This window comes from Acidovorax soli (genome assembly GCF_014207955.1).
Classification (GTDB): Bacteria; Pseudomonadota; Gammaproteobacteria; order Burkholderiales; family Burkholderiaceae_C; genus Acidovorax; species Acidovorax soli_A.
In genome coordinates this window covers 18,658-40,254 of sequence record NZ_JACHLK010000029.1, presented here as the reverse complement: position 1 = coordinate 40,254, position 21,597 = coordinate 18,658, and the positions used below count along the sequence as shown (strand labels likewise).

Below are 21,597 nucleotides of genomic sequence, written 5' to 3'. Positions count from 1 at the left end.
GCGCTGATGCCGAACAACTCGGTGCAGGGGTGGCTGGCTCGGGTGCGCGCATCGCTGAAGGACGTGCTTGGCAAGCTGACGGGCAATCCGCAGGCTTTTGATGGGCAGGACCTGGTGGACCTAGGCTGGCGGCGTGCGCGGTGCCGAGCCATTCGCGGGCGTGACCCTGGTGCCCGTGGACCAGGCGGCACTGGCACAGCAGGTGCTCAGCCTCCCACTCGCTGCGCAGGCTGGCTCAGTTGGCACGCAGGCAGGCCGTAGCCGTAGGTCTCAGCGGGCGCCAGCAACGGCCACCTTGTCAGGGACCAGAACTGCCGCACGGCTCGCGCCCGCAGCCCATCGGGGCGGAGAGGTCAGAACGTTGCCCGCAGCGTCAACATCGCGCTGCGCGGCAGCCCGTAGTAGTTGCTGCGCGTGGCAGTACCCGCCCGCTCCCAGTACACCCGATCGAACAGGTTGTCGATGTTCAGCGCCAGCTTGAGCTGCGGCGTGATCGGGTAGGCCGCATACAGCGACCACACGCTGTAGCCGCCTGCGCGCCAGCGCACCGTGCCCAGCGCGTCGTAGAAATCGCTCACCGCGCGCACGCCCGCGCCCAGCTCCAGGCCGTTGGCCCAGGGGGCGGCCACGCGGTGACGCACCCACAGGTTGAGGTTGTGGCGCGGCGACATGGTGGTGAAGTTCGTGCCCGTCTGCGCCGCGGTGCCGCGCAGGTAGATGGAGCGCTGGTAGGCGTAGCTCGCGGCCACCTCCCAGCGCGGCGCAAGGGCGCCGGTCAGCTCGGCCTCGAAGCCTTCGGAGCGCACGCGCCCGGCGGGGATGACGAAGGCACTGTCGGCCGGGTCGGTGAGCGCGCGGTTGCTGTCCGTCATGCGGTAGACGGCGGCGGTGGCGGCCAGCCGGCCGTCGAGCAGGCTGCCCTTGACGCCCAGCTCCGCCTGGCGCCCCTCGCGCGGCACGATCTGGCCGCCGCCGGCCACGCGGCCGCTTTGCGGCTGGAAGATCTCGGCCTGGCTGGCGTACAGCGTCCAGTGGTCGCTGAAGTCCCACAGCACGGCGGCAAACGGCGTGGTCTGGCCGTCCACCTCGTAGCCCGTGCGCGTGCCCAGCAACTGGTCGGCCGAGCGCGTGCTCCACCAGCTCTTGCGCGCGCCGGCCACCAGGGTGAGCGCGCCCAGGGGCTTGAAGCGCACCTGCCCGTACACGCCGCGCTGGTTGGTGCGCGTGGTGTCATTGGCAAAGGGGCTGTAGCTGGGCTCGGGGATGGCACCCGGGTCGTACTGGAACAGATTGGCCGCCGTGTTCATGGTGCCGCGTGTCATGCGCAGGTGCATGTCGGCGCTGCGGTAATCGGCCCCCACGATGAGGTTGTGCGTCTGCCCGCCCCACTGCCAGGGCGTGGTGTAGTACACGTCGGCGGCATTGTCGGCGTAGTCGCGGTCCACCGTCTGCGCCTGGGTGAAGCGGCTGATGCCCGCGTCCGACACGGCCGAGTAGCCGTTGATGTACTTGTCGCGCTGCTCGCGCTCCACCCGGCGCAGGGCCAGCTTGAAGCGGCCGCCGCTGTCCAGCCGTGTCTCCAGCTCGGCAAACGCAGCCAGCGATTCGGGCGCGGCGCGGCCCCAGTCGGCCACGATGGCCACATCGCGCGGCACGGGCGCCAGCCGGCCATCGGCATAGGCCGGCAGGCCGGTGTCGTAGTTGCCGCGGCTGCGCTGCCAGGTGGCGCCGGCCGACACGGTGGTGCTGGCCGTCACGTCCAGCTCCAGCGTGCCGTAGACGGCCTGCTTGGAGCCATCCATGGCCTTGAGCGGGCTGCCGAATTCTTCATTGAGCGCCACCAGCCGCCCGCGCAGCCGCCCCTCGGCCGCCAGCGGGCCGGTGATGTCGGCCTCCACGCGCGAACGCCCGTGCGAGCCGATGCCGGCCGCGGCCTGCAGCTGGGTGTCGGGCAGCGCGCGCTTGCGCACCAGGTTGAGCATGACGCCCGGCTCCCCCGCGCCCGAGAACAGGCCCGCGGGCCCGCGCAGGGCCTCCACGCGGTCGAACAGCGCCAGGTCCAGCGACTCCTGCGTGGCGGGGTTGCCGCTCACGGTGAGGCCATCGAGCTGGTAGCTCGACGCCTGGTAGCCGCGCGAGAGGATGTCGCTGCGGCTGCCCACGCTGCTCTGGCGGCGCACCACGATGCCGGGCACCACCTTGGCGGCCTCGGTCAGTTCCACGAAGTTCTGCGTGTCCAGTTGGGTGCGCGTGATCACCGTGACGGACTGCGGCGTTTCGCGTGCGGACAATTCGGTCTTGGTGGCCGCGCTGCTGTAGCGGGGGGCGTAGGAGTCCGAGCCTTCGGTCTGGCCATCGCGCACGGCGGCAGCGGCCACGCGCACCTCCTTGAGCGTGGCGGTGCTGCCCTGGCGCGCATCGGCGCGGCGCAGCAGCCAGCCGCCCTGGGGCTGGGCAATGGCCTCCAGCCCGCTGCCGGCCAGCAGGCGCTGCAGCGCATCGCCGGCCTCCAGGCGGCCCTGCACGGCCGGCGCCATGCGCCCGGCCAGCAAGGCGCTGTCGGCCGCGATGCTGGTGCCCGTGGCACGCGCCAGCGCCTTGATGGCGTCGGACAGCGGCTGGGCCGGCAGGTCGATGGCGACCGGTGCGGCCTGGGACAGCGTGGCGGCCAAAGCGGCGGCGCAGGCCAGCGCCGACAAGCGTGCGCGGGCAGGCAACGAAGGGGCAGAACGGGTATGGCGCGGCATGGCGAAAATCTCTCCTCGGGTTGGTATCTGCCCCTATGACAGGGCAGCCCGCCCAATCCCTGATGTCCGCGGCGAAGTTTTCTGAAAAAAGTTTTCGGGCGCCCTGCCCTGCTACCGCGCGGCGAGCCAGGTGGCGCCATCGCGCTCCTGCACACGCACGGCGGCAATGCGCGGCAGCGCGTCAATGAAGGCCTCCACATCGCGCGGCTGCACGGCGGCGGTGATGCGCGGGCCGGCGCCCGCCGGTACATCGGCAGCCTGCACGGGCTGGCGGCGCCAGCGCGACAGCGTGGCCGCGATCTCGCCCAGGCCCGCCTGGTCGAAGACGATGAGCCCCCGGTCCACCGCCGCAAAGCTGTCGCGCGCATCGCGCTGCACACGGTGCGGCAGCGCACCGGCTGCCTCGCTCAATTCACCCACATGGCCGGCCTGCAGCAGCAGGGGCGCCGCGCCGTCCAGCCCCGGCGGCCCCGCCAACTGCACCGTGCCATGGTCCACGCTCACCCGCACCAGGCCCGGCAGCCGGTTCACGGCAAAGCGCGTGCCCAGCACGCTGATGCGCGCCCCGCCCGCGGCCACGGCAAAGGGGCGGGCAGCGTCCTTGGCCACATCGAACACGGCCTCGCCGTGCTCCAGCACCACCGCGCGTTCGCGCCGCGTGTAGCGCACGGCCACACGGCTGCCCGGGCCCAGCGCCAGGGTGCTGCCATCGGGCAACGTGAGCGTGACGCGCTCGCCAATGCCGCTGTCGCGCGCCTGGGCGTACTGCGGCGCGTCCAGGTACATGCCCCAGCCGCGGTAACCCAGCAACCCCGCCACGCCCAGGCCGGCCAGGCCCAGCACACCGCGGGTGATCGCCGCGCGGCGCGTGCGGCGCTGTGCATGCACCGCCTGCGCCAGCGCCTGCACGCGCGGGGTGGAATCAAAGTCCTGCCACAGCGCCTCGAAGGCCGCGTACTCGGCCGCGTGGCGTGGGTCGGCCGCCAACCAGGCGCGCCAGGCATCGGTATCGGCCGCATTGGGTTGGGCACCTGCGCTGCGGTGCATGCGCGTGAACCAGCGCGCCGCCTCTTCGCGCAGTGCGGTGGCGCTCATAGCAGCAGCTCCCGCGCCGCGCGCAGGTCCAGCAGCGCACGCATCAGGTGGCGCTCCACCATGTTCAGGCTGATGCCCAGCAGCGCCGCGATCTCGGGCTGCGTGTGCCCTTCGATCTTGCACAGCCAGAACACCTCGCGGCAGCGCGGCGGCAGGCCGTCGATGGTGCGTTGCACGGCGGCAAGGCGTTGCTGCAGGTCGGCCAGCACCTCGGCCGAGGGGGCGGTGAATGCCTCCTCATCGCCCTGCTGCACACGCGGCTGCCGCGCCTCGCCGGGCTCGGCATCCGCCCCCGGCAACGGCACAAAGCGCTGCTCCAGCGCCATGTGGTCCGCCAGCACCGAGCGCGCCACCACGCGCAGGTAGGCGTGCGGCTGCGCAATGCGCTCGTGCCGGCCGCTCAGTGCATAGCGCACAAAGGCATCGTGCAGCACATCCTGCGCACGGTGGATGCAGCGCGTGCTGCGCCACAGCGCCGGCAACAGGCTGCCGTAGGCCCAGCGCAGGTCCAGGCCCAGCCAGGCCGCTGTGGAGATGGGGGGTGTCATGGGACGGATGGGGAAAACAACGCGCTTGCCGATGGCAGCGCAGGAGTACATTCTAAATGAGACTTTTTCTCAATTAAACACATACACCCCCTGATCGCCCTGCTCCACGCCGTTGGTGACCACCGCCACACGCCTGCGGCCAACACCTTCCTAGAATGGCCCTCTACCGTCCCGGGAGGATGAGGACCATGAACGACAAGAGCCATCCGTTTTTTGCACCACGGCCTGTGCGCAGGCTGCTGGCCATCGCGGCAGTGGTGCTGCCCGCTGCTCTGCTGCCGCCAGCCGCCATGGCCACCACCGTCACCCTCAGCATGGGCTATGGCCACGGCTGCTCGGTGTCCGACACCGGCCAGCCCACGTGCTGGGGCTCGCTGGCCGTGCAGCCACTGCCTTACGAGGCGTACGCCAGCGAGGTGCGGGTGGGCCGTGGCTTCAGCTGCGCGCGGGCCGGCGTCGCCGTGCGGTGCTGGGGCAGCAACGCGTTGTCGCAGCTCGGGGTGCCGATCGACGAGGCCCCATGGGGCCGCACACTGCGCGGCCTGAGGCAGGTCGCACAGATCGCCGTAGGCGCACAGCACGCCTGCGCCACCGACTCCGACGACCTGGTGTCTTGCTGGGGCGACGGTAGCCAGGGGCAGATCGGCCACGCGGTGGCCACCACCACGGCAGAGGCGCTGCGCGTCGAAGGCATGTCCCAGATCGTGCAGGTCGCCGCTGGGCGCGCCAGCACCTGCGGCGTGGGCCGCCATGACCACAAGGTCGTCTGCGTGGGCGCCGGCAGCGGCCTGGCGGGCGCGGCCGAGGACCCGCGCGCGCCGCGCACCGTGCCCGGCATCAGCGATGCACTGGAGGTCTCGCTCTTCGACAGCCATGCCTGCGTGCTGCGCTACCAGGGCAAGGTGTCGTGCTGGGGCAGCAACCAGCACGGCGAACTGGGCCTGCCCGCCAGCAGCGGCCTGCAAACCACGCCCGTGGAGGTCACCCACCTGGCCGCCGCCGCCAAGGGCGTGGCGGTGGGCAGCGGCTACAGCTGCGCGCTGCTGGTGAACGGCGCGGTGCAGTGCTGGGGCAACAATGCCCATGGCCAGCTGGGCACGGCGCTCGGGGACGGCACCGGCCGGGTCACCGGCATCACCGACGCCACCGCCATCAGCGCCGGGCAGACGGCCGCCTGCGCCGTGCTGCAGGGCGGCTACGTGCAGTGCTGGGGCGAAGGCACCGGCTGGAGCAGCGCGCCCTGCCGCGTGCCGGGCGGCCTGTACCCGGGGCATCCCGCCTCGTGGGGGCCCACCGTGGAGCCCGCCATCTGCCGCCCGCAAGGCGCGGCCGCCCCCATGGCCGTGCAGGGCCTGGGCGCGGCCGGCGATGCGGCCCAGGTGATGGACTGGGCCGAGACCACCCTGCCCCAGACTTTTGCAGCCCCGCAAACCGGTGGCACTGCGCCTGACGCCGCAGGCAGCATGCTCCACCTGCGGCGCTACCCCGGCGGGCACGCCCTGGCGGTCAACGCCCATGGCACGCCGCACCTGCTGTACCAGGGCCCGCTCGGAGAGGCCGGGGTGCTGGACCTGGGGCCGCTGGGCCGCTGGCTCGACGAGGCCCGCCAGGACGAGGGCCTGCGCAGCGGCATGCAGCTGCAAGCAGTGCCCTGGCTGGACTCCATGCCCGCTATCGCCGGCTGGCCGTGTCGCTACTTCAGGCTGCCCTACGGTATCCGCGGCGGCGCGGGCGGGCTGCCAGAAGACGTGCTCACCACCGCGGTGCGAGTGCAGATCCGCGGCGATCAGGCTCTGGAACTCCCCACAGGCCCAGGCGCGCGCGGGTCCATCCTCACCACGCCAACGGACTGGGTGGAGGGCCATGTCCCGCAGACGGGCTTTCCCGTCCCGCCCGGCAGGGCACCGGAAGTCGTGATCTCTGGCAGCGCGGCAGGCTGCCCCGCGGCCGTCGCCCGGGGCGACATGGTGGACGTAACCGTGCTCTACACCCTGGGCCAGCGCAAGGGGCTGCTGCGCACGCGCGCACAGGTCCGCTGACCACGCTGCCCAATAGCCATCAAATACCCATCGCGCGCTGTTGCGCTTCGCCCCGCTGCATTGACCAAAGCCCTTGCCATGATGCCCATCCGACTCCACGCACTGCCGCTGCTGCGCAAACTGCTCCTCCCTGCGGCCCTGGCACTGCCCGCGGCCTTGCTGCCGTCGGCGTCCGCAGCCACCACCGTCAGCATGGGCTACGACCAGGGTTGCTCGGCAGCCGATACCGGCCAGGTGACCTGCTGGGGCAGCCCGCCCTTGCCCGCCTTGGGCCCGGACTACCGCGCCAAGGATGTCAGGGTTGGACGGGATTTTGGCTGCCTCCTGGCGGGCAACACGGTCCGGTGCTGGGGCAACAACGATTTCCAGCAACTGGGCAAAACCACGGCCTGGGGCGCCATTGCCGATGTCTACGCCACGCAGATCGCCACCGGCGCCACGCATGCCTGCGCGCTGGTCTTCACCTACATCCAGTGCTGGGGCGATGCCAGCCAGGGACAGCTTGGCCCAGCGTACATGGTGCCGACCGCGCAAGCAGTCCAGGTGGAAGGGCTGTCGCGGGTCAAGCACGTGGCAGCAGGCAATGGCAGCACCTGCGCCGTGCAACAGGCCGGCACGGTGGTGTGCGTGGGCGCAGGCAGTGGCCTGGTGGAGGGAAGCATGGACCCCCGCCTGCCGCGCACGGTGCCCGGCATCACCGATGCGCAGGAGGTGGCGCTCTTCGATGGCCATGCCTGCGTGCTGCGCACCGGCGGCAAGATCTCCTGCTGGGGCAGCAACCTGCATGGCGAACTGGGCGTGCCCGCCAGCAGCACCAGGGTGGTCCTGCCGGTGGAAGTGACCGGCCTTGCGGCAGCGGCCAAGGCCGTGGCAGTGGGCTACGGCTACACCTGCGCCCTGCTGGTCAATGGCAGCGTATCCTGCTGGGGCAACAATGCCAACGGCCAGTTGGGCGCCGGCCTGGGCGGTGCCGGTGCCAGCCAGGTCACCGGCATCACCGACGCCACGGCCATCAGCGCCGGCAAATCGGCGGCCTGCGCAGTGCTGCAGGGCGGCTACGTGAACTGCTGGGGCGAAGGCGCCGGCTGGAGCCCTGGCATCTGCCGCGTGCCGGGCAGGCTGTACCCCGGCGTCCCTGCCTCCTGGGGCCCCATCATCGAACCCGCCGTCTGCCATTCACAGGGCTCGGCGGCCCCCATGGCCGTCAAGGGCCTGGGGCCCGAGCAGGATGCAACGCTGGTCATGGACTGGGCAGCAAAAGCCATGCCCCAGCTGTTTCCAACCGGCCCCGCCACCGTGCGTGACCCGGCGGACAAGCTCTACCTGCGCGAATACCCTGGCGGCCACCAACTGGCCGTCAACGGTCATGGCAGCGCGCGCCTGCTGTACCAGGGCCCGCAGAGCGATGGGAAACTGCTCGACCTGGGCGGCTTGCCCCACTGGGTAGACCAGGCCACCCAGGACTTGGCCGCGCAGAGCGGAATTCAGTTCCGGGCAGCGCCCTACTACAACCTCGGGCTCAACACCGGGCTGTGCAACCTGATCGTGATCTACTGGGTGCGCAGCACCCACCCCGGCGGCCTGCCGGCCGGGTTCGCCCCGACCTCGCTGCGCGTGGAAAAGGAAGGTGGCGTTTCGGCAGAGGTTCCCATCCGGGACCGGTATGTTTTCCCCACCTGGACCTCTGAAACGGATTGGTCCGGCAATGTTCCCCAGCCTGACCCGCTCCAACCCATACCGCCTGGAGTCAAGCAGGAGCCCGTGCACCGCGGTGTCGCCGATGGCTGTGTGACGGGCTTCTACGGCCTGACGGTGGACGTGATCCTGACCTACACCATCGACGGGAAAAAAGGCCAGGTCCGCACCCGGGCCCAGATAGGAGCAGCCTCATAGGCCCGCCTTGCGGCACGCACACGGTCTGCGCGCCCTCTGGCTCTCACCCGCCCTGGCCAACCACACCCGCCTGCAGCAGGCGGGCAATCTCCGGCTCCCCATACCCCAGTTCGCGCAGCACCTCGCAGCTGTGCTGGCCCACGCCTGGCGCGGGGGCCACAGCGGCCTCGGCCCTGCCGTCCAGCGTGATCGGCGTGCCGATGCCCCGGGCCATGCCGCCATGGCCATCGGGCACGTCGATCACCATGCCCACCGCCCGGGTCTGCGCGTGCTCCAGCGCCTGGCCGGCACTGTGCACCGGGCCGGCGGGCACACCGGCGGCATCGAAGCGGGCGCACCACTCGGCCACGGGCGCTCTGGCCAGTTCCGCTTCGATCAGGGCCTGCAGTTCGGCACGGTGCTGCACGCGCTTCTGGGGGTGGTCAAAGCGGGCGTCCTGCGCCCATTCCGCATGCCCCAGCACCTCGCACACGCCCCGCCAGGCCTTGGGGTTGCCGGCACCGATCACCATCTGGCCGTCGGCCGCGCTGAACGCCTGGTAGGGCGCGATCAGCGAATGCGCCGTGCCCAGCCGTTCGGTCTCGCGCCCGCTGGAAAAGTAGTTGGCCGCCAGCCAGTAGGTCTGCTGCATCGCCGCCTGCAGCAGCGAGGTGCTGACATGCTGGCCCTGGCCGGTCTTGAGCCGGTGCACATAGGCCGAGACGATGGCCAGCGCTGCCAGGATGCCGGCGTTGGTGTCGGCGACGGAAATGCCGGGCTTGACCGGCGCCCGCCCCGGCTCGCCAGTGGCATGCAGGATGCCGCTGAACGCCTGCAGCACCAGGTCGAACCCGCCAGCCTGCGCCAGCGGCCCCACGCGGCCATAGCCGGTGATGGAGCAGTAGACCAGCGCCGGGTTGATGGCCTGCAGCTGCGCATAGCCCAGCCCCAGCCGGTCCATCACCCCGACGCGGAAGTTCTCGGTCAGCACGTCGGCCTTGCGCACCAGGCGCTCAAGCACCGCCTTGCCCTCGGGCGTGCGCACATCCAGCGCCAGCGAACGCTTGCCCCGGTTGATCATGCGAAACGACGGGGGCATCGCACTGTCGCCCGGCTTCTGGTACTGGCGGGCATCGTCGCCGCCGGGAAACTTTTCGATCTTGATGACCTCGGCGCCCAGGTCGGCGAGCATCATCCCGCAGGTGGGGCCGGCCATGATCTGGGCCATCTCGATGACGCGAACGCCCGCCAAAGGCTTGTGTGCAGGGGTGGACATGAAAAAACCCTTGGAAATGGATGGATGCACCGGTTCAGCGCCCGGTGAATACCGGCGCGCGCTTTTCTGCCAGCGCGGCGCGGCCTTCGGCAAAATCGGAAGAAGCGAGCGCCCGTGCCTCGCGTGCGCGCAGCCTTGCCTCGTCGAACGGTCCCTGCGCGAGCTCATTGAGGGAGCACTTGCTGGCCTGTGCCGCCAGCGGTGCCAGCGCCGCCATCTGGCGGGCCAGCGCCTCGACCCGGGCGCCGAAATCCGCCGCAGGCACCACCTGATCGAACAGCCCGCTGGCGGCGATCTCCTCCACGGCCAATGGCCTGGCGGTGAGAAAGGCGCGCCTGGCCAGGTTGGCGCCCAGGCGCGATACGTAGCGCCGCAGGCCGCTGGGGTAGTAGTGCAGCCCTATCGCCGCCGCCGGCATGCGCCATTGCATGCCGGCCATGGCAATGCAGGTGTCGCAGGCCAGCACGAGGTCGGTGGCGCCGCCGTAGACGCTGCCGCCCAGCGCGCACAATGTCAGCGGGCGCAGGGCCTGCAGCGCATCGGCCACGGTCTCGAACAACCGCGGGTCATGGCGGCTGCCGGCAAAGCCGGCGGTGTCATAGCCGGCGCTGAACACGGGCCGCCCCTGCCCTTGCGTCGTGGCGCCAAGCACCACCACGCGCACCGAGGCATCTTCGTCCAGACGGGCAAAGAGGGCCAGCAGCGCGTGCAGGTCTTCGTCGCGCAGGCTGTTGCGCCGCGATGGCCGGCGCAGGGTGATGGTGGCGATGGGGCCGGCCTGCTCCAGCAACGGGGTTCCTTCTTCGGCGTGCACCATGTGCTCACTCCGGTTCGATACCGGCCGCCTTGACCAGCTTTTCGCGCTGGGCCAGCTCCGTCCTGAGCTGGGCCGCCAGCTCCTGCGCCTCGCCGCCGGTGGGCGACATGCCGGCTTTTTGCAGCGCATCGCGCAGCGCCCCGTTCGCCAGCGCCTTGTTGATGTCGCCATTGAGCCGGGCCGCAATGGGTGCGGGCAGCCCGGCGGGTCCGAAGAACGCGAACCAGGAGGCAATGGCATAGCCGGGCAGCGTTTCGCCCACCGTCGGCAGCTGCGGCATGCCGGGAAAGCGCTTGGCCTCCACCACGGCCAGCGCGCGGGCGCGGCCGGCTTCGATGTGCGGCCTGGCAGTGGCCATGCTGGCAAACAGCACCGGCAGCGACCCGCCGATCAGGTCCGTCATGGCCGGGTTGCCGCCCTTGTAGGGCACATGCACCATGTCGATGCCGGCCCTCTCGTTGAGCAGCTCGCCCGCCAGGTGGTGCGCGGAGCCCGGCCCCGAGCTGCCAAAGCTCAGCTTGCCCGGGTGGGCCTTGGCATGGGCGATCAGCTCGGCCACGCTTTTTACCGGCAGCGAGGGGTTCACGACCAGCACGATGTGGTTGATCGCTGCGGGCGCAATGGGCGTGAAGCCCTTGACGGGGTCGTAGGGAAACCTTTGGACAGGTAGACATTCGTCGCGTGGGTGGCGTCGGTGCCCAGCACGATGGAATACCCATCGGCGGCCGACTTGGCCACGTTGTCGGCCCCCAGGGTGCCGCCTGCCCCGCCCCGGTTGTCCACCACCACGGCCTGCCCCAGGCTCTGGCCCAGCCGCTCGCCCACCAGCCGGGCCAGTTGGTCCGCTGCAGCACCCGCCGCATAGGGGACCACGAGCCGAACCGGCTTGTCGGGGTAGGTCTGGGCGTGCAAGGCGCCAGCCGCTGCGCCCCCTGCCAGCACAAGCGTCAAGGCGTGGCGCCAGACCGGGAACCTGAAGTAGCAAGCCATGGAATGTCTCCGTTCATTGGGGCGGGCCGCACGCCGCGCCTGGTTGTAGTGCGAACGGATGCATCATGCTTTTCTGGTTGGCTTCGGGGCCATAGAATCACATATGTGATTTACTATTTCGTATGTGATACATGAGCGTGCAGGTCAAATCCGCGCAGCGCGTCCTCGACCTGCTGGAGTTCTTTGCCGAGGAACGGCGCCCGGCGTCGGTGGGTGTCATTGCGCAATCCCTGGGTTGGCCGCAGTCCAGCACCTCGGTGCTGATGAAGTGCCTGGCCGAGTCAGGCCACTTCGACCTGGACGCACAGGCCGGCCAGTACGCCCCCAGCGTGCGGCTGGCGCTGGCCACCGCCTGGATCCAGGAACACCAGTACAGCGAGCGCAACCTGCTGCGCCTGATGGAGCAGGTGCAGGCCGAAACCGGGCACACCGTCATGGTCGCCAACCGGCGCGATACGCACGTGCGCTACCTGCACGTGCTGCAGTCCACCCGAGAAGGCCGCTTCACCGCGCGCTCGGGCGCGCTGCGCCCCTTATTCCACAGTGCGGCCGGCAAGATGCTGCTGAGCACGCTGGCGCAGCGCGAGGTGGCATCGCTGCTGCGCAAGGCGAATGCGCAGGAGGTGGAGCCCGGCAAGCGCCGTGACTTTGCCGACGTGTGCCAGGAAATCACCACCATCCGCGCGGCAGGCTACGCACTGTCCCGGGGCTCGGCCATGCCCGGCGCCGCTGCACTGGCCGTGCTGCTGCCCGTGGCGCAGGGCCGCGAGCCCATGACCCTGAGCCTGGGCGGGCCGATCCGCGAGATCGAGTCCGAATTCGATGCACTGCTGGCAACGCTGCGCAAAGCTGTGGAGCCCATACGGCGCATGACCGAGGCCTAGTAGGCCAGGGCCCCGCGCGAAAGCGCCCTACACCACCGAGACCGACCCGGCAGCCCCCTGCCCCTTCGCCCCGCCCACCACCGGCGGCGCAGTCACGATGGACCGCAGATCCGGCACCGCCCGGCGCAGCGCCGCCAGGTCCGGCCGGGGCCGGCGCAGTTCGGGCCGCAGGGCAAACGCCCGCTCCAGCGCCAGCGATGCGCCCAGCACCTGGTGGTCTTGCCGGAAGCCGCCCACGATCTGCAGGCCGAACGGCATACCCAGGTGGTCAGTGCCGCAGGGCAGCGACAGGGCCGGGTGCGTCATGAGCGTGACCACATAGGTCAGGCCCAGCCAGCGGTAGTAGGTGGCCTGCTGCTCGCCGTTGATGGTGTCGGCATAGAGCTGCGTCCACGCGAAGGGCGAGACGGGCGTGGTGGGTGACAGGATCAGGTCGTACTCGGCAAAGGTGCGTTGCGTGGTCTGGATGATGCGCGTCTGCTCGGCCTGGGCCCAGGCGCTGTCCAGGAGGCTCATGCGCTTGCCCATCTCGTAGTTGGCGCGGGTGTTGGGGCCCAGGCTGTCGGGGTCGCGCTCGTAGGCGGCCTGCATGCCGGCCACAAAGGCCTCGGCGCGCAGCACGTCGAAGCAGCGGTGCGCGTCGCCCAGGTCCAGCGTCACCTCGTCGCAGCTGCGGAACAGGTGGCGCATGGCTGCGATCTTGGCGCGGAAGGTGGCGCGTATGCCTTCGTCCACCGCGCAGGTGCCGAAGTCCTCGGTATAGGCCACGCGCAGGCGGCCCAGGTCCACCTCGGGCGGGGTCAAAAAACTCATCGCATCGAGCGGGTAGCTCAGCGCATCGCCCGCATGCATGCCGGCCGATGCGGCCAGCTGCAGGCAGGCGTCTTCCACCGTGCGGCCCATGGGGCCGACCACGGAGATGGGCGTCCACCCCAGGGGCTTGCGCACGCTGGGCACCACCCCCGGCGAGGGCCGGAAACCCACCACCCCGCACTTGGCCGCCGGAATGCGCAGCGAGCCCCCCGTGTCCGAACCCGTGCACACCGGCAGCAGGTCGCAGGCCAGCGCCGCGGCGGAGCCGCCCGACGACCCCCCAGCGTTGAGATTCGGGTTGAACGGGTTGCCCGTGGCGCCCCACACGGTGTTGCGTGAATTGGCGCCCGCGCCCATCTCGGGCACATTGGTCTTGCCCGCCACGATGGCGCCGGCCCGGCGCAGGCGCGCCACGAGCTCGATGTCCTGCGTGGGCACATGGTCGCGGTAGATGGCCGAGCCCCAGGTGGTGAGCAGGCCCTCGGTGGGCTCCAGGTCCTTCACGCCCAGGGGCAGGCCGTGCAGCAGGCCCAGGGGCGCCGTGCCGTCCACCACCGCCTGCTCGGCTGCGCGCGCCTCGCTGCGCGCCCGGTCGAAACAGGTGGCCGTGACGGCGTTCACAAACGGGTTGATGCGCTCGATGCGGTCGATGCAGGCCTCCAGCAGCTCCACGGGCGAGACCTCCTTGCGCCCGATGAGCCGGCGCAGCGCCACGGCGGACTGCTCCACCAGTGCATCGCCGGAGCGGCTGGCGGTGTCGGGAGACTCGGATGGGGTGGCACTGGATGAAGCGATGTCGCGCATGTTGTCTCGTGTGTTGTTCAGGGCACCATGCGCTGCGCGCACGGCGCGGGGGTCAATCTGCAGTGATGTTCGAACGGGCTGCCACCGCACGCATGGCCGGCAGCTCGCGCTGGATCAGTTCGGCCGCCGCAGCGCCCGAGCTGAACGCCGGCTCCATGCCCTGGGCCGTGAGCTTGGCCTTGGTCTCGGGGTCGGCCACGGTGGCGGCCAGGGCTTTTTCGAGCCTGGTGCGCACGGCGGGCGGCAGGCCCTTGGGCGCTGCCATCACCAGCCAGGTGTCCAGGTCGATGCCGGGGTAGCCGGACTCGGCCAGCGTGGGCACATTGGGCAGCAGCGGCGAGCGCTTGGCCGTAGTGATGGCAATAGCCTTGATCTTGCCGCTCTTGAGCTGCGGAATGGCCGCGGCCACCGTGTCCACGGTGAAGGGCACCTGCCCGCCCATCAGGTCCGTCATGGCCGGGGCGCTGCCCTTGTAGGGCACGTGCGTCATTTTCAGGCCCGTGGCCTGCAAGATGGTCTCCCCCGCGAAGTGCGAGGTGGTGCCGCTGCCGAACGAGCCGTACGAATACGTGCCCGGTGCCGCCTTCACATAGTCCACGAACTGCTTGACGCTTTGCACCGGCACCTGCTGGTTGGCCAGCAGGATCAGCCCCGTGCGGCCCGATATGCCGATGGGGTCGAACCCCTGCACCGGGTCGTATGGCAGGTTGCTGCGGATGGCCGGGTTCACCGTGAAGGTGGTGCCCGAGCTCAGCAGCAGCGTGTAACCGTCGGCCGGCGCCTTGCTCACATAGCCCGCGCCGATGATGGTGCCCGCTCCCGCGCGGTTCTCGATCACGATGGGCTGGCCCAGCTCCTTGCCCATGCGCAGCGCGATCACGCGGCCCAGCACATCGGTGGCGCCTCCGGGCGGGAAAGGAATCACCAGCGTCAACGGCTTGCTGGGGAAAGCGGCGTCCGCCGCATGCACTGGCTCGCTGATCAGCGCCCCCAGCGCGGCCACCGTGGCCAGGCCGGCGAACAGGGCTGCATGCAGGCGGTGGGCACGGGCTGCGGCGGCAGGGGGCGCAACAAACATCATCGGTGTTTTCATGGACAGCATTCCTGAAGCAAGGGTGGTCATGGGTCAGGCGTCACGCAAACGCCATGCAGCCATGGTAGAAGCCCTCCCCCAGTGCCACAAGCGCAATCTTTAGAATTGTGGAATGCCAAAACGGCAATCGACGCAAGGAGCACCCATGTCCAGCCACATACTGCAGGAGACCGCCGTCCGCTACTTCCTGGAGGTGGTGCGCGCCGGCTCGGTGAAAGACGCCGCGCTGCGCCTGAACGTGGCGCCCTCGGCCGTGAGCCGGCAGGTGGCGCGGCTCGAGCGCGAAATGGACACCCTGCTCTTCGAGCGCCAGGCGCGCGGCATGGTGCCCAATGCGGCCGGTGAATTGCTGGCCGCGCACGCCAAGCGTGCCCAGCAGGACAACGAGCGCGTGCTCGGCGACATCTCGGCCCTGCGCGGCCTGCGCAAGGGCTTTGTGCGCGTGGCCAGCGCCGCCGGCTTTGCCTACGACCTGCTGCCCTCGCTGATCGCGCGCTTCGGCGAGACCTATGAGGGCATCCGCTTCCACCTGGAGATGTGCGCCCAGGGCGAGGTGCCGGGCCGCATCCGCGACGGCGAGGCCGACATCGGCATCACCCTGAGCGGCCTGCCCGAGCCCGGCATCCGGCTGGAGCTGCGCCACCCTTGCCCGGTGCTGGCCGTCATGTCGCGCCGCCACCCGCTGGCCGCGCAGCGCCAGCTCTCGCTCAGCCAGGTGGTGGCCTACCCGCTGGCCCTGCCCACGCCAGTCAGCTCCATCCGCCAGCTGCTGGACACCAGCTGCAGCCGCCAGGGCCTGCAGTACAACACCGCCATCACCAGCAACCACGCCGACTCGCTGGTGAGCTACGCCGCCACCGCGCCCGAGGCGATCGCCTTCTACGGCGAACTCTCGGTGCGCACCCGCCTGCAGTCGCTGGAGCTGGCCGCCATCCCCCTGCGCGACCGCGAGATGAACGAGCGCTACCTGGAGGTGCAGACCCTGGCCGGCCGCGCCCTGCCCGCCGCGGGCAAGGCCTTCGTGCAGTTTCTCACCGAGCACATCAAGGCCGGGTAGGTAGCAGCGGGCGCGGGGGTGCCTGCTGCATATATGCCGGCACTCCCCAGCGGGTGATCCGCGCGCGAGAGTGGTCTCGTACCACCCACCTCCGCGCGGAGTCCTTTCCATGAACCTGTACCAACTGGCCTCGCAAGACGAGGCCTGGGGCGCTTACGACGACACCACGCCCTGGACCGCCTGGCCTGCGGACCCGCCCGCCCCCGTGCCGCCCGGCCCAATACCTCTTGACGCAGCCCTGGATGCTGCCGCGCGCGAATACGGGGTGAATGCCGATGTGCTGCGCGCACTGGGCCCTGGCAGCTCGGTCGATTCCATTTTCGGCACCGCAGCCTCGCTGCGCTCGCGCCTGGAAGCCTTTGGCGGTGACTACACCCAGGCCCTGGCCTCCTACCGCCAGGCAGAAGAAGGCCAGGACAGCACTGCCTTGGCGGCACCGGGCGATGCACCCCTCTCCCCCCCACCGCTGGCCGATGCGCAGGTGCCCGCCCCAGCACCTGTACCAGCGCCAGCCCCCTCGGCACGGCCCACAGCAACTACACCACGGCCCCGGCCCGCACGCCCCCCCGGCAAGCACGCCTGTGCCAGGGCCGCCGCCATCACACGCTGCAAGGCCAGACCAGCCCCCTGCCCCGCCAGACGGCAGGCGGGGCGCCGCCGACGACCCGCGCAGCCTGCTGTACCGCCCGGCCCCGGAGAACCGCGCGAAGGCGCCAGCCGCTGCGAGCGCAGCCCCTCGCACGAACGGCAACGGGACGCAGGCCAGCACTGTGCGCAGGGACGTGTCCGCTGCAGCTGCAGCGCCGGCCCAACCTGCGCCCCTGCCGCAGCGCAGCTGGGGCGAGGCATTCTCCGACGCCACCAAATCGGTGGCCCAGGGCATCCTTGACGTGGCATCGCTCCCGGGCGTGGCCTACGGCGCTGTCACGGGCGACTACGACACAAGCTACCTGAACGCCATCCGCGGCACGCAGGAGGTGCTGCTGGACGAAAAATCGCCCGCCTTTCAAGCAAAGGCGCAGGCCCTGCAACAAAAGCTTGCCACGGCAGAAGGCTGGCGCGAAAAACTGGCCGTGGGCGGCTGGGAGACACTGACCAACCCGGCCTTGCTGGGCGATACCCTTGCGCGCAGCGCGCCGGGCATGCTTGCCGGGGGCGTGCTCGGGCGGGCTGCGGGTGGCGCGGCCGATGCCGCGGGCAATGCGTTGCTGGGTCGCACCATCGCCACCGGGTCCGAAGCCGCCGCGAAATCGGCCGTGGCCCTCAAGAACGCCGCGCCCGCCATCGCATCGGGCACCGCCGTCGGCGCAGCAGCCGCGCAGCAAGGGGCCTCGGTCGCCAACGACCTGTATGCAGAACTGCGCAAACTGCCCGCGTCCGCCTTTGCGGCAGAGCCGGAGTTCCAGCAACTGGCCCGCAAGCACGGCCCGGACAAGGCACGCGACATCCTGGCCGCAGCAGCCACTAGCCGTGCGCTACTGGTGGGCACCGGGGCATCGGTGCTGTCCATGAAACTGGTGCCCGGCGGCGATGCCATCGAAAAGGTGTTCCTGCCATCGCACCTGAAGGGCGGCGCAGCGCGCGAAGCCGTGAAATCCAACTCCTTCCTCACCCAACCACTGACCCGCGGCATGCAGGGCAACCTGGGCACCCAGGCGCTGGAGATCGCCGTGCAAGGGCTCAAGCACGGTACGACCGGCTCGCTCTCCGAAGGCGCCGAAGAAGCATCGGGCGCAGTGGCCCAGGGCCTGGAACTCTCGCGTGCCGGCCAGGACGTGAAACTCAGCGACATGGCGGGTGAGGCCGCAGGCCCGGCCATGGCCGTCGGCTTTGCCATGGACGGCGCGGCCGGTGCGCGCAGAGCAAACGCCGCACGCCGCGGGCAGAACCAGCCGACACAGCCAGGCACCCCACCTGCCTCGCCCCCGCCACCCGCACCAACCATGGCACACGGGCAAACAACGCCCGCTGCGCCCACCGCCAGCGGGCCCGCAGTGCCCCCGTCCCCCCCCCAGCGGCAACCCCTGCTGCGGCACTGCTGCCTGGGTATCCACAAGCCTTGCAACCAGATAGCGTGCCCACCTGGTCGAATACCACCAGCGCCACAAGAAAAGCCCAGGCGGAAGCCGAGATACTGCGCCAGGCCGAGGCCCTGCCGGCGCGCGATGCCGCAACCGCCACAACCACCGCGCCAAGCCCTGCAGCCCCATCGGCCACGCCCGCAGGGCCCTTGCCGGCATCGACCGACAGCAACCGCAGCGGCACCCAACAAGGCGCCGACGCCTTGCCGCAAAGACAGGTCGGCAGCGATGTGGGCCAGGCGGGGACAGCCACCCAGGCAACCGCCCCAGATCCCGCCGACACCCCGGTACCCACAGCCTCCGTTGCGGGTGCTCAAGCCGATGCCAACGCAGCCACAGACAGCGCACCAACCACTACCCAGCACGGCACAGCCCGCCACACCGCAGCGGCACAGGTTCAGCCCCCGGCCACCGCCCCCATAGACGCACAGGTCCAGGCCCTGGACTCCGGCATGCTCGTCGTCGGCGGCGACCAGGCCACCATCCTCGCGCACCTGCAGGCTGGCGGCGTGCGCGGTGCCGAGCCATTCGCCGGCGTGACCCTGGTGCCCGTGGACCAGGCGGCACTGGCACAGCAGGTGCTCAGCCGCCCACTCGCTGCACCGGCAGGCCCAAGTGGCACGCAGGCGGATCGGGGATCTCAGCGCGCATCGGCAACGGCCACCTTGCCCCGGAGCGAAACTGGCGCACAGCTCGCACCCGCTGCCACCCAAGCGCCAACGGCTGGTGGCTCCACAGCCGGCCCCAGCCCAGTGGGTGCCAGTGCACCTCGTACTGAGGTGCGGCATGGCTCGCCCGCGAGCGCTGCAGCGTCTCAGCCTGTGCCCGTCATGGAGATGCAGCGCGACGGCACGCTGATGGTCAAGGGCGACCCCGTACAGCTGCAGGAGCGCCTGCGCCAAGGCGGCGTGGAGCGCGTGCTGCGGCGCGAGGGTGGCGTGCTTGTCGGGCTCGACCAGGTGGGCAAGGCGCGGCAGTTGCTGCAGCAGCAGCCGCCACGCGCTCCGGCCTCGGCAGGCGCCACCCTGCCCTCTCAGCCTTCCAGCCCCGCCCTATCGGGCCAGCAGTTCAGCCGCAGCGCACCGCCTTCGCCAGACAGACCTTCACGGGCCAGGGATCTGCCCTCCAAACCCGCCACCGTTCAATCGGTGCGCGCTGCGGTTGCCAAGCTCACCAACAGCATGGGCCTTCTCGCAGAGGGCCGTGGCCGTGTGTTGGTGGCCACCTCGGCCGACATCCAGGCGCACTGGCAGCCCCTGGTCGGCAAGGTGGACATGGGCTCGCAAGACACAGGTCTGGCACAAGGGTTCTTCGACCCCAACACCAACACCGTCTTCCTCATCGCAGACCACATAGAAGCCGGCCAGGAGATGGCCGTGGCCGTGCACGAGCTGGTGCACAAGCATGGCAAGGCGGTGCTGGGCGAAGCGGGGTGGAGACAACTGCACGAGGTGATCGGCAGCTGGGCGAACAAGCCCGAGGGGAGCCTGGAGCGCCAGGTCTACGACGAGGCCGCAGCGCGCGTGCAGGCTTCGCGGCCAGACAACGCAGATGCTGCTGCCTACAGCAGCGAAGAACTGTTCCCCTACGCCGTGCAGGTGGCGATGGAGTTGGGCGTGCAGCCTACGGCGCTCATGCCGAACAACTCGGTGCAGGGCTGGTTAGCCCGGGTGCGGGCATCGCTGAAGGACGTGCTCGGCAAGCTGACGGGCAATCCGCAGGCTTTTGATGGGCAGGATTTGGTGGACCTGGCGTTTGCGGTGGTGCAACGCGAGAACCCAGCGTATCGCGCGCAATCCGAAGCCAGAGCTGTGGAAGAGATCTCACATGAGCGCAACGATCTGCAGTTCAGCCGCAGAGCATCTCGCGCTGCAGACGGCAACTATGTTCCCCCACCCATTGAAGACATCGTGCCCGCAGAAATACTGGCCAGCGCACGTGAAACCATTGAGCGCTTGATGCCATTGGCCGTGGAGACTGCCAACAGCGATCCTCAGGCACTTGCACAAGCAGCGCTGGAGCTGCAGCCCTACCTTGAGCGAGCGGAGCAAGCCAAGCCTGTGTTCGATCAAGCGGTACGTGATGTGGCCAACAAGGCCGGTGCATTGGGTGTGCAACTGGCGCCAGTCAAGGGGATCAAGCGTGCATCAGAAAAGATGGTGCTGGACGGTGTGCCCGCAGACGGGATCAAAGATCTGCTGCGAGCTACCGTAGTGGTTCCAACCTATGGTGACGCACAGGCGGTAATACACGCCATGGAGCAAAACTTCACGCTTGTGAAAATCAAGAACCGTACAGAAGAGGCGGTGGCTAGTGGCCTTGGAGTACCCGTCGAGCAAACAGGTGTCTTGCGATCAGGCTATGCCGATGTGCTGGTGTTGCTGGAATTTCTCGGCATGCCTGCAGAAGTGCAGATCAATGTGCCGGCCATGTTGTCGGTAAAAGCAGGCGAAGCACACACGCTATATGAAATTGAGCGCGTGCTGCCGGAAGGCTCGCCAACAAGAAGTGAGGCGAGCACTCAGGCTCGCAAGCTTCAAGATGTGGCGCGCGCAGCAACTTCCAAACCTACGGCAACCGAATGACGGAACGTCTCTTCAGAGACAGGGTCACCAATACGCGACACCGACATGCAGGGTGCAAGCATCCCCGTTGTCGTCAATCGAGCACAGGAGCCATCAGGGAAATACACGAAGGTATCGCCACTGAAGGTCTCGAAGAAAGTGGTTCCAACAGGGAATGAATCAGGAACAGAAATCTGCGGTTTCATCAAAAAGCCTCCTATGGAGGCTTATCTTAAACAAAGACACTTCCCAGGGCAAGGATTTTCTGCAGAGGCAGCACCTCAGAATGAGACAAAAAAACCTCGACCATCAACCTGCATGGCCTGTCGAAGTGCAATCCGTGTGGCGACGATTGCCAAGATGACCTGCCCGTAGACCAGGCCTCACTGGCGCAGCAGGTGCTCAGTCGACCACCCGCTGCACCGGCTAGCCCGCAGGCAGGCACCGGGTCTCGCGCGCATCGGCAACAGCCAACCAAGCACAGGCCAGCGCCGCTGCACAGCTTGCGCCCGCAGCCCGCCGAGGTGCAATACCAGCCGTCGGCGGCAATTCCGCAGCGAGTCCCGGTGCCGTGAGTGCCAGTGCTCCTCGCACGGCGCATGGCTCGCCAACGGACGCGGCGGATGTGAGTGCGTTGCAGCCCGTGCCCGTCATGGAGATGCAACGCGACGGCACGCTGATGGTCAAGGGCGACCCCGTACAGCTGCAGGAGCGCCTGCGCCAAGGCGGCGTGGAGCGCGTGCTGCGGCGCGAGGGTGGCGTGCTTGTCGGGCTCGACCAGGTGGGCAAGGCGCGGCAGTTGTTGAGCAACCCGCTGCCCACCCGAGATCGCAGCAGAGCTGTGCCCCCAACGTCTGCAGTGGTGCGGCAAGAGGTCGCAACAAGCCAAGGCAACTTCGTTGCAGAAAGCCATGGCG

Annotated in this window: 13 protein-coding genes and 1 pseudogene; 6 read left to right on the top strand and 8 right to left on the bottom strand. The window is 69.5% G+C overall.

The genetic code is table 11. The annotated features are described in order from the left end of the window. Positions 1-353 precede the first annotated feature (353 nt). The 3 genes from HNP48_RS34000 to HNP48_RS33990 form a co-directional block, all read right to left on the bottom strand. Positions 354-2,747 carry a TonB-dependent receptor gene (locus HNP48_RS34000; RefSeq protein ID WP_184865846.1) on the bottom strand — a complete coding sequence of 798 codons (2,394 nt, stop codon included), beginning with the start codon at positions 2,745-2,747 and terminating at the stop codon, positions 354-356. A 111-nt stretch (positions 2,748-2,858) separates the two neighbouring features. Next, positions 2,859-3,842 carry a FecR domain-containing protein gene (locus HNP48_RS33995; RefSeq protein WP_184865844.1) on the bottom strand — a complete coding sequence of 328 codons (984 nt, stop codon included), beginning with the start codon at positions 3,840-3,842 and terminating at the stop codon, positions 2,859-2,861. Then, entirely contained in the window at positions 3,839-4,390 is a 552-nt protein-coding gene (locus HNP48_RS33990) for an RNA polymerase sigma factor (RefSeq protein WP_184865842.1), read from the bottom strand. Before HNP48_RS33990 ends, HNP48_RS33995 begins: the two co-directional genes overlap by 4 nt. Before the next feature lie 188 nt (positions 4,391-4,578). Between HNP48_RS33990 and HNP48_RS33985 the strand changes: the two genes are divergently transcribed. After that, on the top strand, positions 4,579-6,429 hold the full coding sequence (locus tag HNP48_RS33985) for a regulator (protein ID WP_184865839.1): 1,851 nt from the start codon (positions 4,579-4,581) through the stop codon (positions 6,427-6,429). A 78-nt stretch (positions 6,430-6,507) separates the two neighbouring features. After that, on the top strand, positions 6,508-8,322 hold the full coding sequence (locus HNP48_RS33980; protein WP_260420494.1) for a regulator: 1,815 nt from the start codon (positions 6,508-6,510) through the stop codon (positions 8,320-8,322). A gap of 43 nt (positions 8,323-8,365) precedes the next feature. Here HNP48_RS33980 and HNP48_RS33975 read toward each other — a convergent pair whose 3' ends face one another. The 3 genes and pseudogenes from HNP48_RS33975 to HNP48_RS35235 all read right to left on the bottom strand — a co-directional run bounded on the left by HNP48_RS33975 (position 8,366) and on the right by HNP48_RS35235 (position 11,384). Then, positions 8,366-9,577 carry a CaiB/BaiF CoA-transferase family protein gene (locus HNP48_RS33975; RefSeq protein ID WP_184865837.1) on the bottom strand — a complete coding sequence of 404 codons (1,212 nt, stop codon included), beginning with the start codon at positions 9,575-9,577 and terminating at the stop codon, positions 8,366-8,368. Positions 9,578-9,611: 34 nt separating this feature from the next. Further along, positions 9,612-10,394 (bottom strand): enoyl-CoA hydratase/isomerase family protein, encoded by a 783-nt coding sequence (locus tag HNP48_RS33970; RefSeq protein WP_184865835.1) that lies wholly within the window; start codon positions 10,392-10,394, stop codon positions 9,612-9,614. A 4-nt stretch (positions 10,395-10,398) separates the two neighbouring features. Then, a pseudogene (locus tag HNP48_RS35235) lies at positions 10,399-11,384 on the bottom strand (Bug family tripartite tricarboxylate transporter substrate binding protein). A gap of 131 nt (positions 11,385-11,515) precedes the next feature. Between HNP48_RS35235 and HNP48_RS33955 the strand changes: the two are divergent. Further along, entirely contained in the window at positions 11,516-12,268 is a 753-nt protein-coding gene (locus HNP48_RS33955; protein WP_184865830.1) for an IclR family transcriptional regulator, read from the top strand. A gap of 27 nt (positions 12,269-12,295) precedes the next feature. Here the strand turns inward: HNP48_RS33955 and HNP48_RS33950 are convergent, their stop codons facing one another. Then, the gene (locus HNP48_RS33950; protein WP_260420493.1) at positions 12,296-13,885 is read right to left on the bottom strand and encodes an amidase; all 1,590 of its coding nucleotides are present in this window, start codon (positions 13,883-13,885) and stop codon (positions 12,296-12,298) included. Between the two features lie 52 nt (positions 13,886-13,937). Then, on the bottom strand, positions 13,938-14,978 hold the full coding sequence (locus HNP48_RS33945; RefSeq protein ID WP_184865828.1) for a tripartite tricarboxylate transporter substrate binding protein: 1,041 nt from the start codon (positions 14,976-14,978) through the stop codon (positions 13,938-13,940). Positions 14,979-15,123: 145 nt separating this feature from the next. On the opposite strand from HNP48_RS33945, the gene HNP48_RS33940 reads away from it, so the two are divergent. From HNP48_RS33940 to HNP48_RS33930, 3 genes are all read left to right on the top strand, one after another. Then, entirely contained in the window at positions 15,124-16,035 is a 912-nt protein-coding gene (locus tag HNP48_RS33940; protein WP_184865826.1) for a LysR family transcriptional regulator, read from the top strand. Between the two features lie 782 nt (positions 16,036-16,817). Further along, the gene (locus tag HNP48_RS33935) at positions 16,818-18,539 is read left to right on the top strand and encodes a hypothetical protein (RefSeq protein WP_184865824.1); all 1,722 of its coding nucleotides are present in this window, start codon (positions 16,818-16,820) and stop codon (positions 18,537-18,539) included. A gap of 407 nt (positions 18,540-18,946) precedes the next feature. Continuing rightward, on the top strand, positions 18,947-20,701 hold the full coding sequence (locus HNP48_RS33930) for a hypothetical protein (RefSeq protein WP_184865822.1): 1,755 nt from the start codon (positions 18,947-18,949) through the stop codon (positions 20,699-20,701). The last annotated feature ends 896 nt before the right edge of the window (positions 20,702-21,597 follow it).

Excerpts from the sequence above, each read along its gene's own strand:
- HNP48_RS34000 (WP_184865846.1), bottom strand. The coding sequence starts at position 2,747 with ATGCCGCGCCATACCCGTTCTGCCCCTTCGTTGCCTGCCCGCGCACGC.
- HNP48_RS33950 (WP_260420493.1), bottom strand. The coding sequence starts at position 13,885 with ATGCGCGACATCGCTTCATCCAGTGCCACCCCATCCGAGTCTCCCGAC.
- HNP48_RS33945 (WP_184865828.1), bottom strand. The coding sequence starts at position 14,978 with ATGAAAACACCGATGATGTTTGTTGCGCCCCCTGCCGCCGCAGCCCGT.
- HNP48_RS33990 (WP_184865842.1), bottom strand. The coding sequence starts at position 4,390 with ATGACACCCCCCATCTCCACAGCGGCCTGGCTGGGCCTGGACCTGCGC.
- HNP48_RS33970 (WP_184865835.1), bottom strand. The coding sequence starts at position 10,394 with ATGGTGCACGCCGAAGAAGGAACCCCGTTGCTGGAGCAGGCCGGCCCC.
- HNP48_RS33975 (WP_184865837.1), bottom strand. The coding sequence starts at position 9,577 with ATGTCCACCCCTGCACACAAGCCTTTGGCGGGCGTTCGCGTCATCGAG.
- HNP48_RS33955 (WP_184865830.1), top strand. The coding sequence starts at position 11,516 with ATGAGCGTGCAGGTCAAATCCGCGCAGCGCGTCCTCGACCTGCTGGAG.
- HNP48_RS33985 (WP_184865839.1), top strand. The coding sequence starts at position 4,579 with ATGAACGACAAGAGCCATCCGTTTTTTGCACCACGGCCTGTGCGCAGG.
- HNP48_RS33995 (WP_184865844.1), bottom strand. The coding sequence starts at position 3,842 with ATGAGCGCCACCGCACTGCGCGAAGAGGCGGCGCGCTGGTTCACGCGC.
- HNP48_RS33980 (WP_260420494.1), top strand. The coding sequence starts at position 6,508 with ATGATGCCCATCCGACTCCACGCACTGCCGCTGCTGCGCAAACTGCTC.
- HNP48_RS33930 (WP_184865822.1), top strand. The coding sequence starts at position 18,947 with ATGGAGATGCAGCGCGACGGCACGCTGATGGTCAAGGGCGACCCCGTA.
- HNP48_RS33940 (WP_184865826.1), top strand. The coding sequence starts at position 15,124 with ATGTCCAGCCACATACTGCAGGAGACCGCCGTCCGCTACTTCCTGGAG.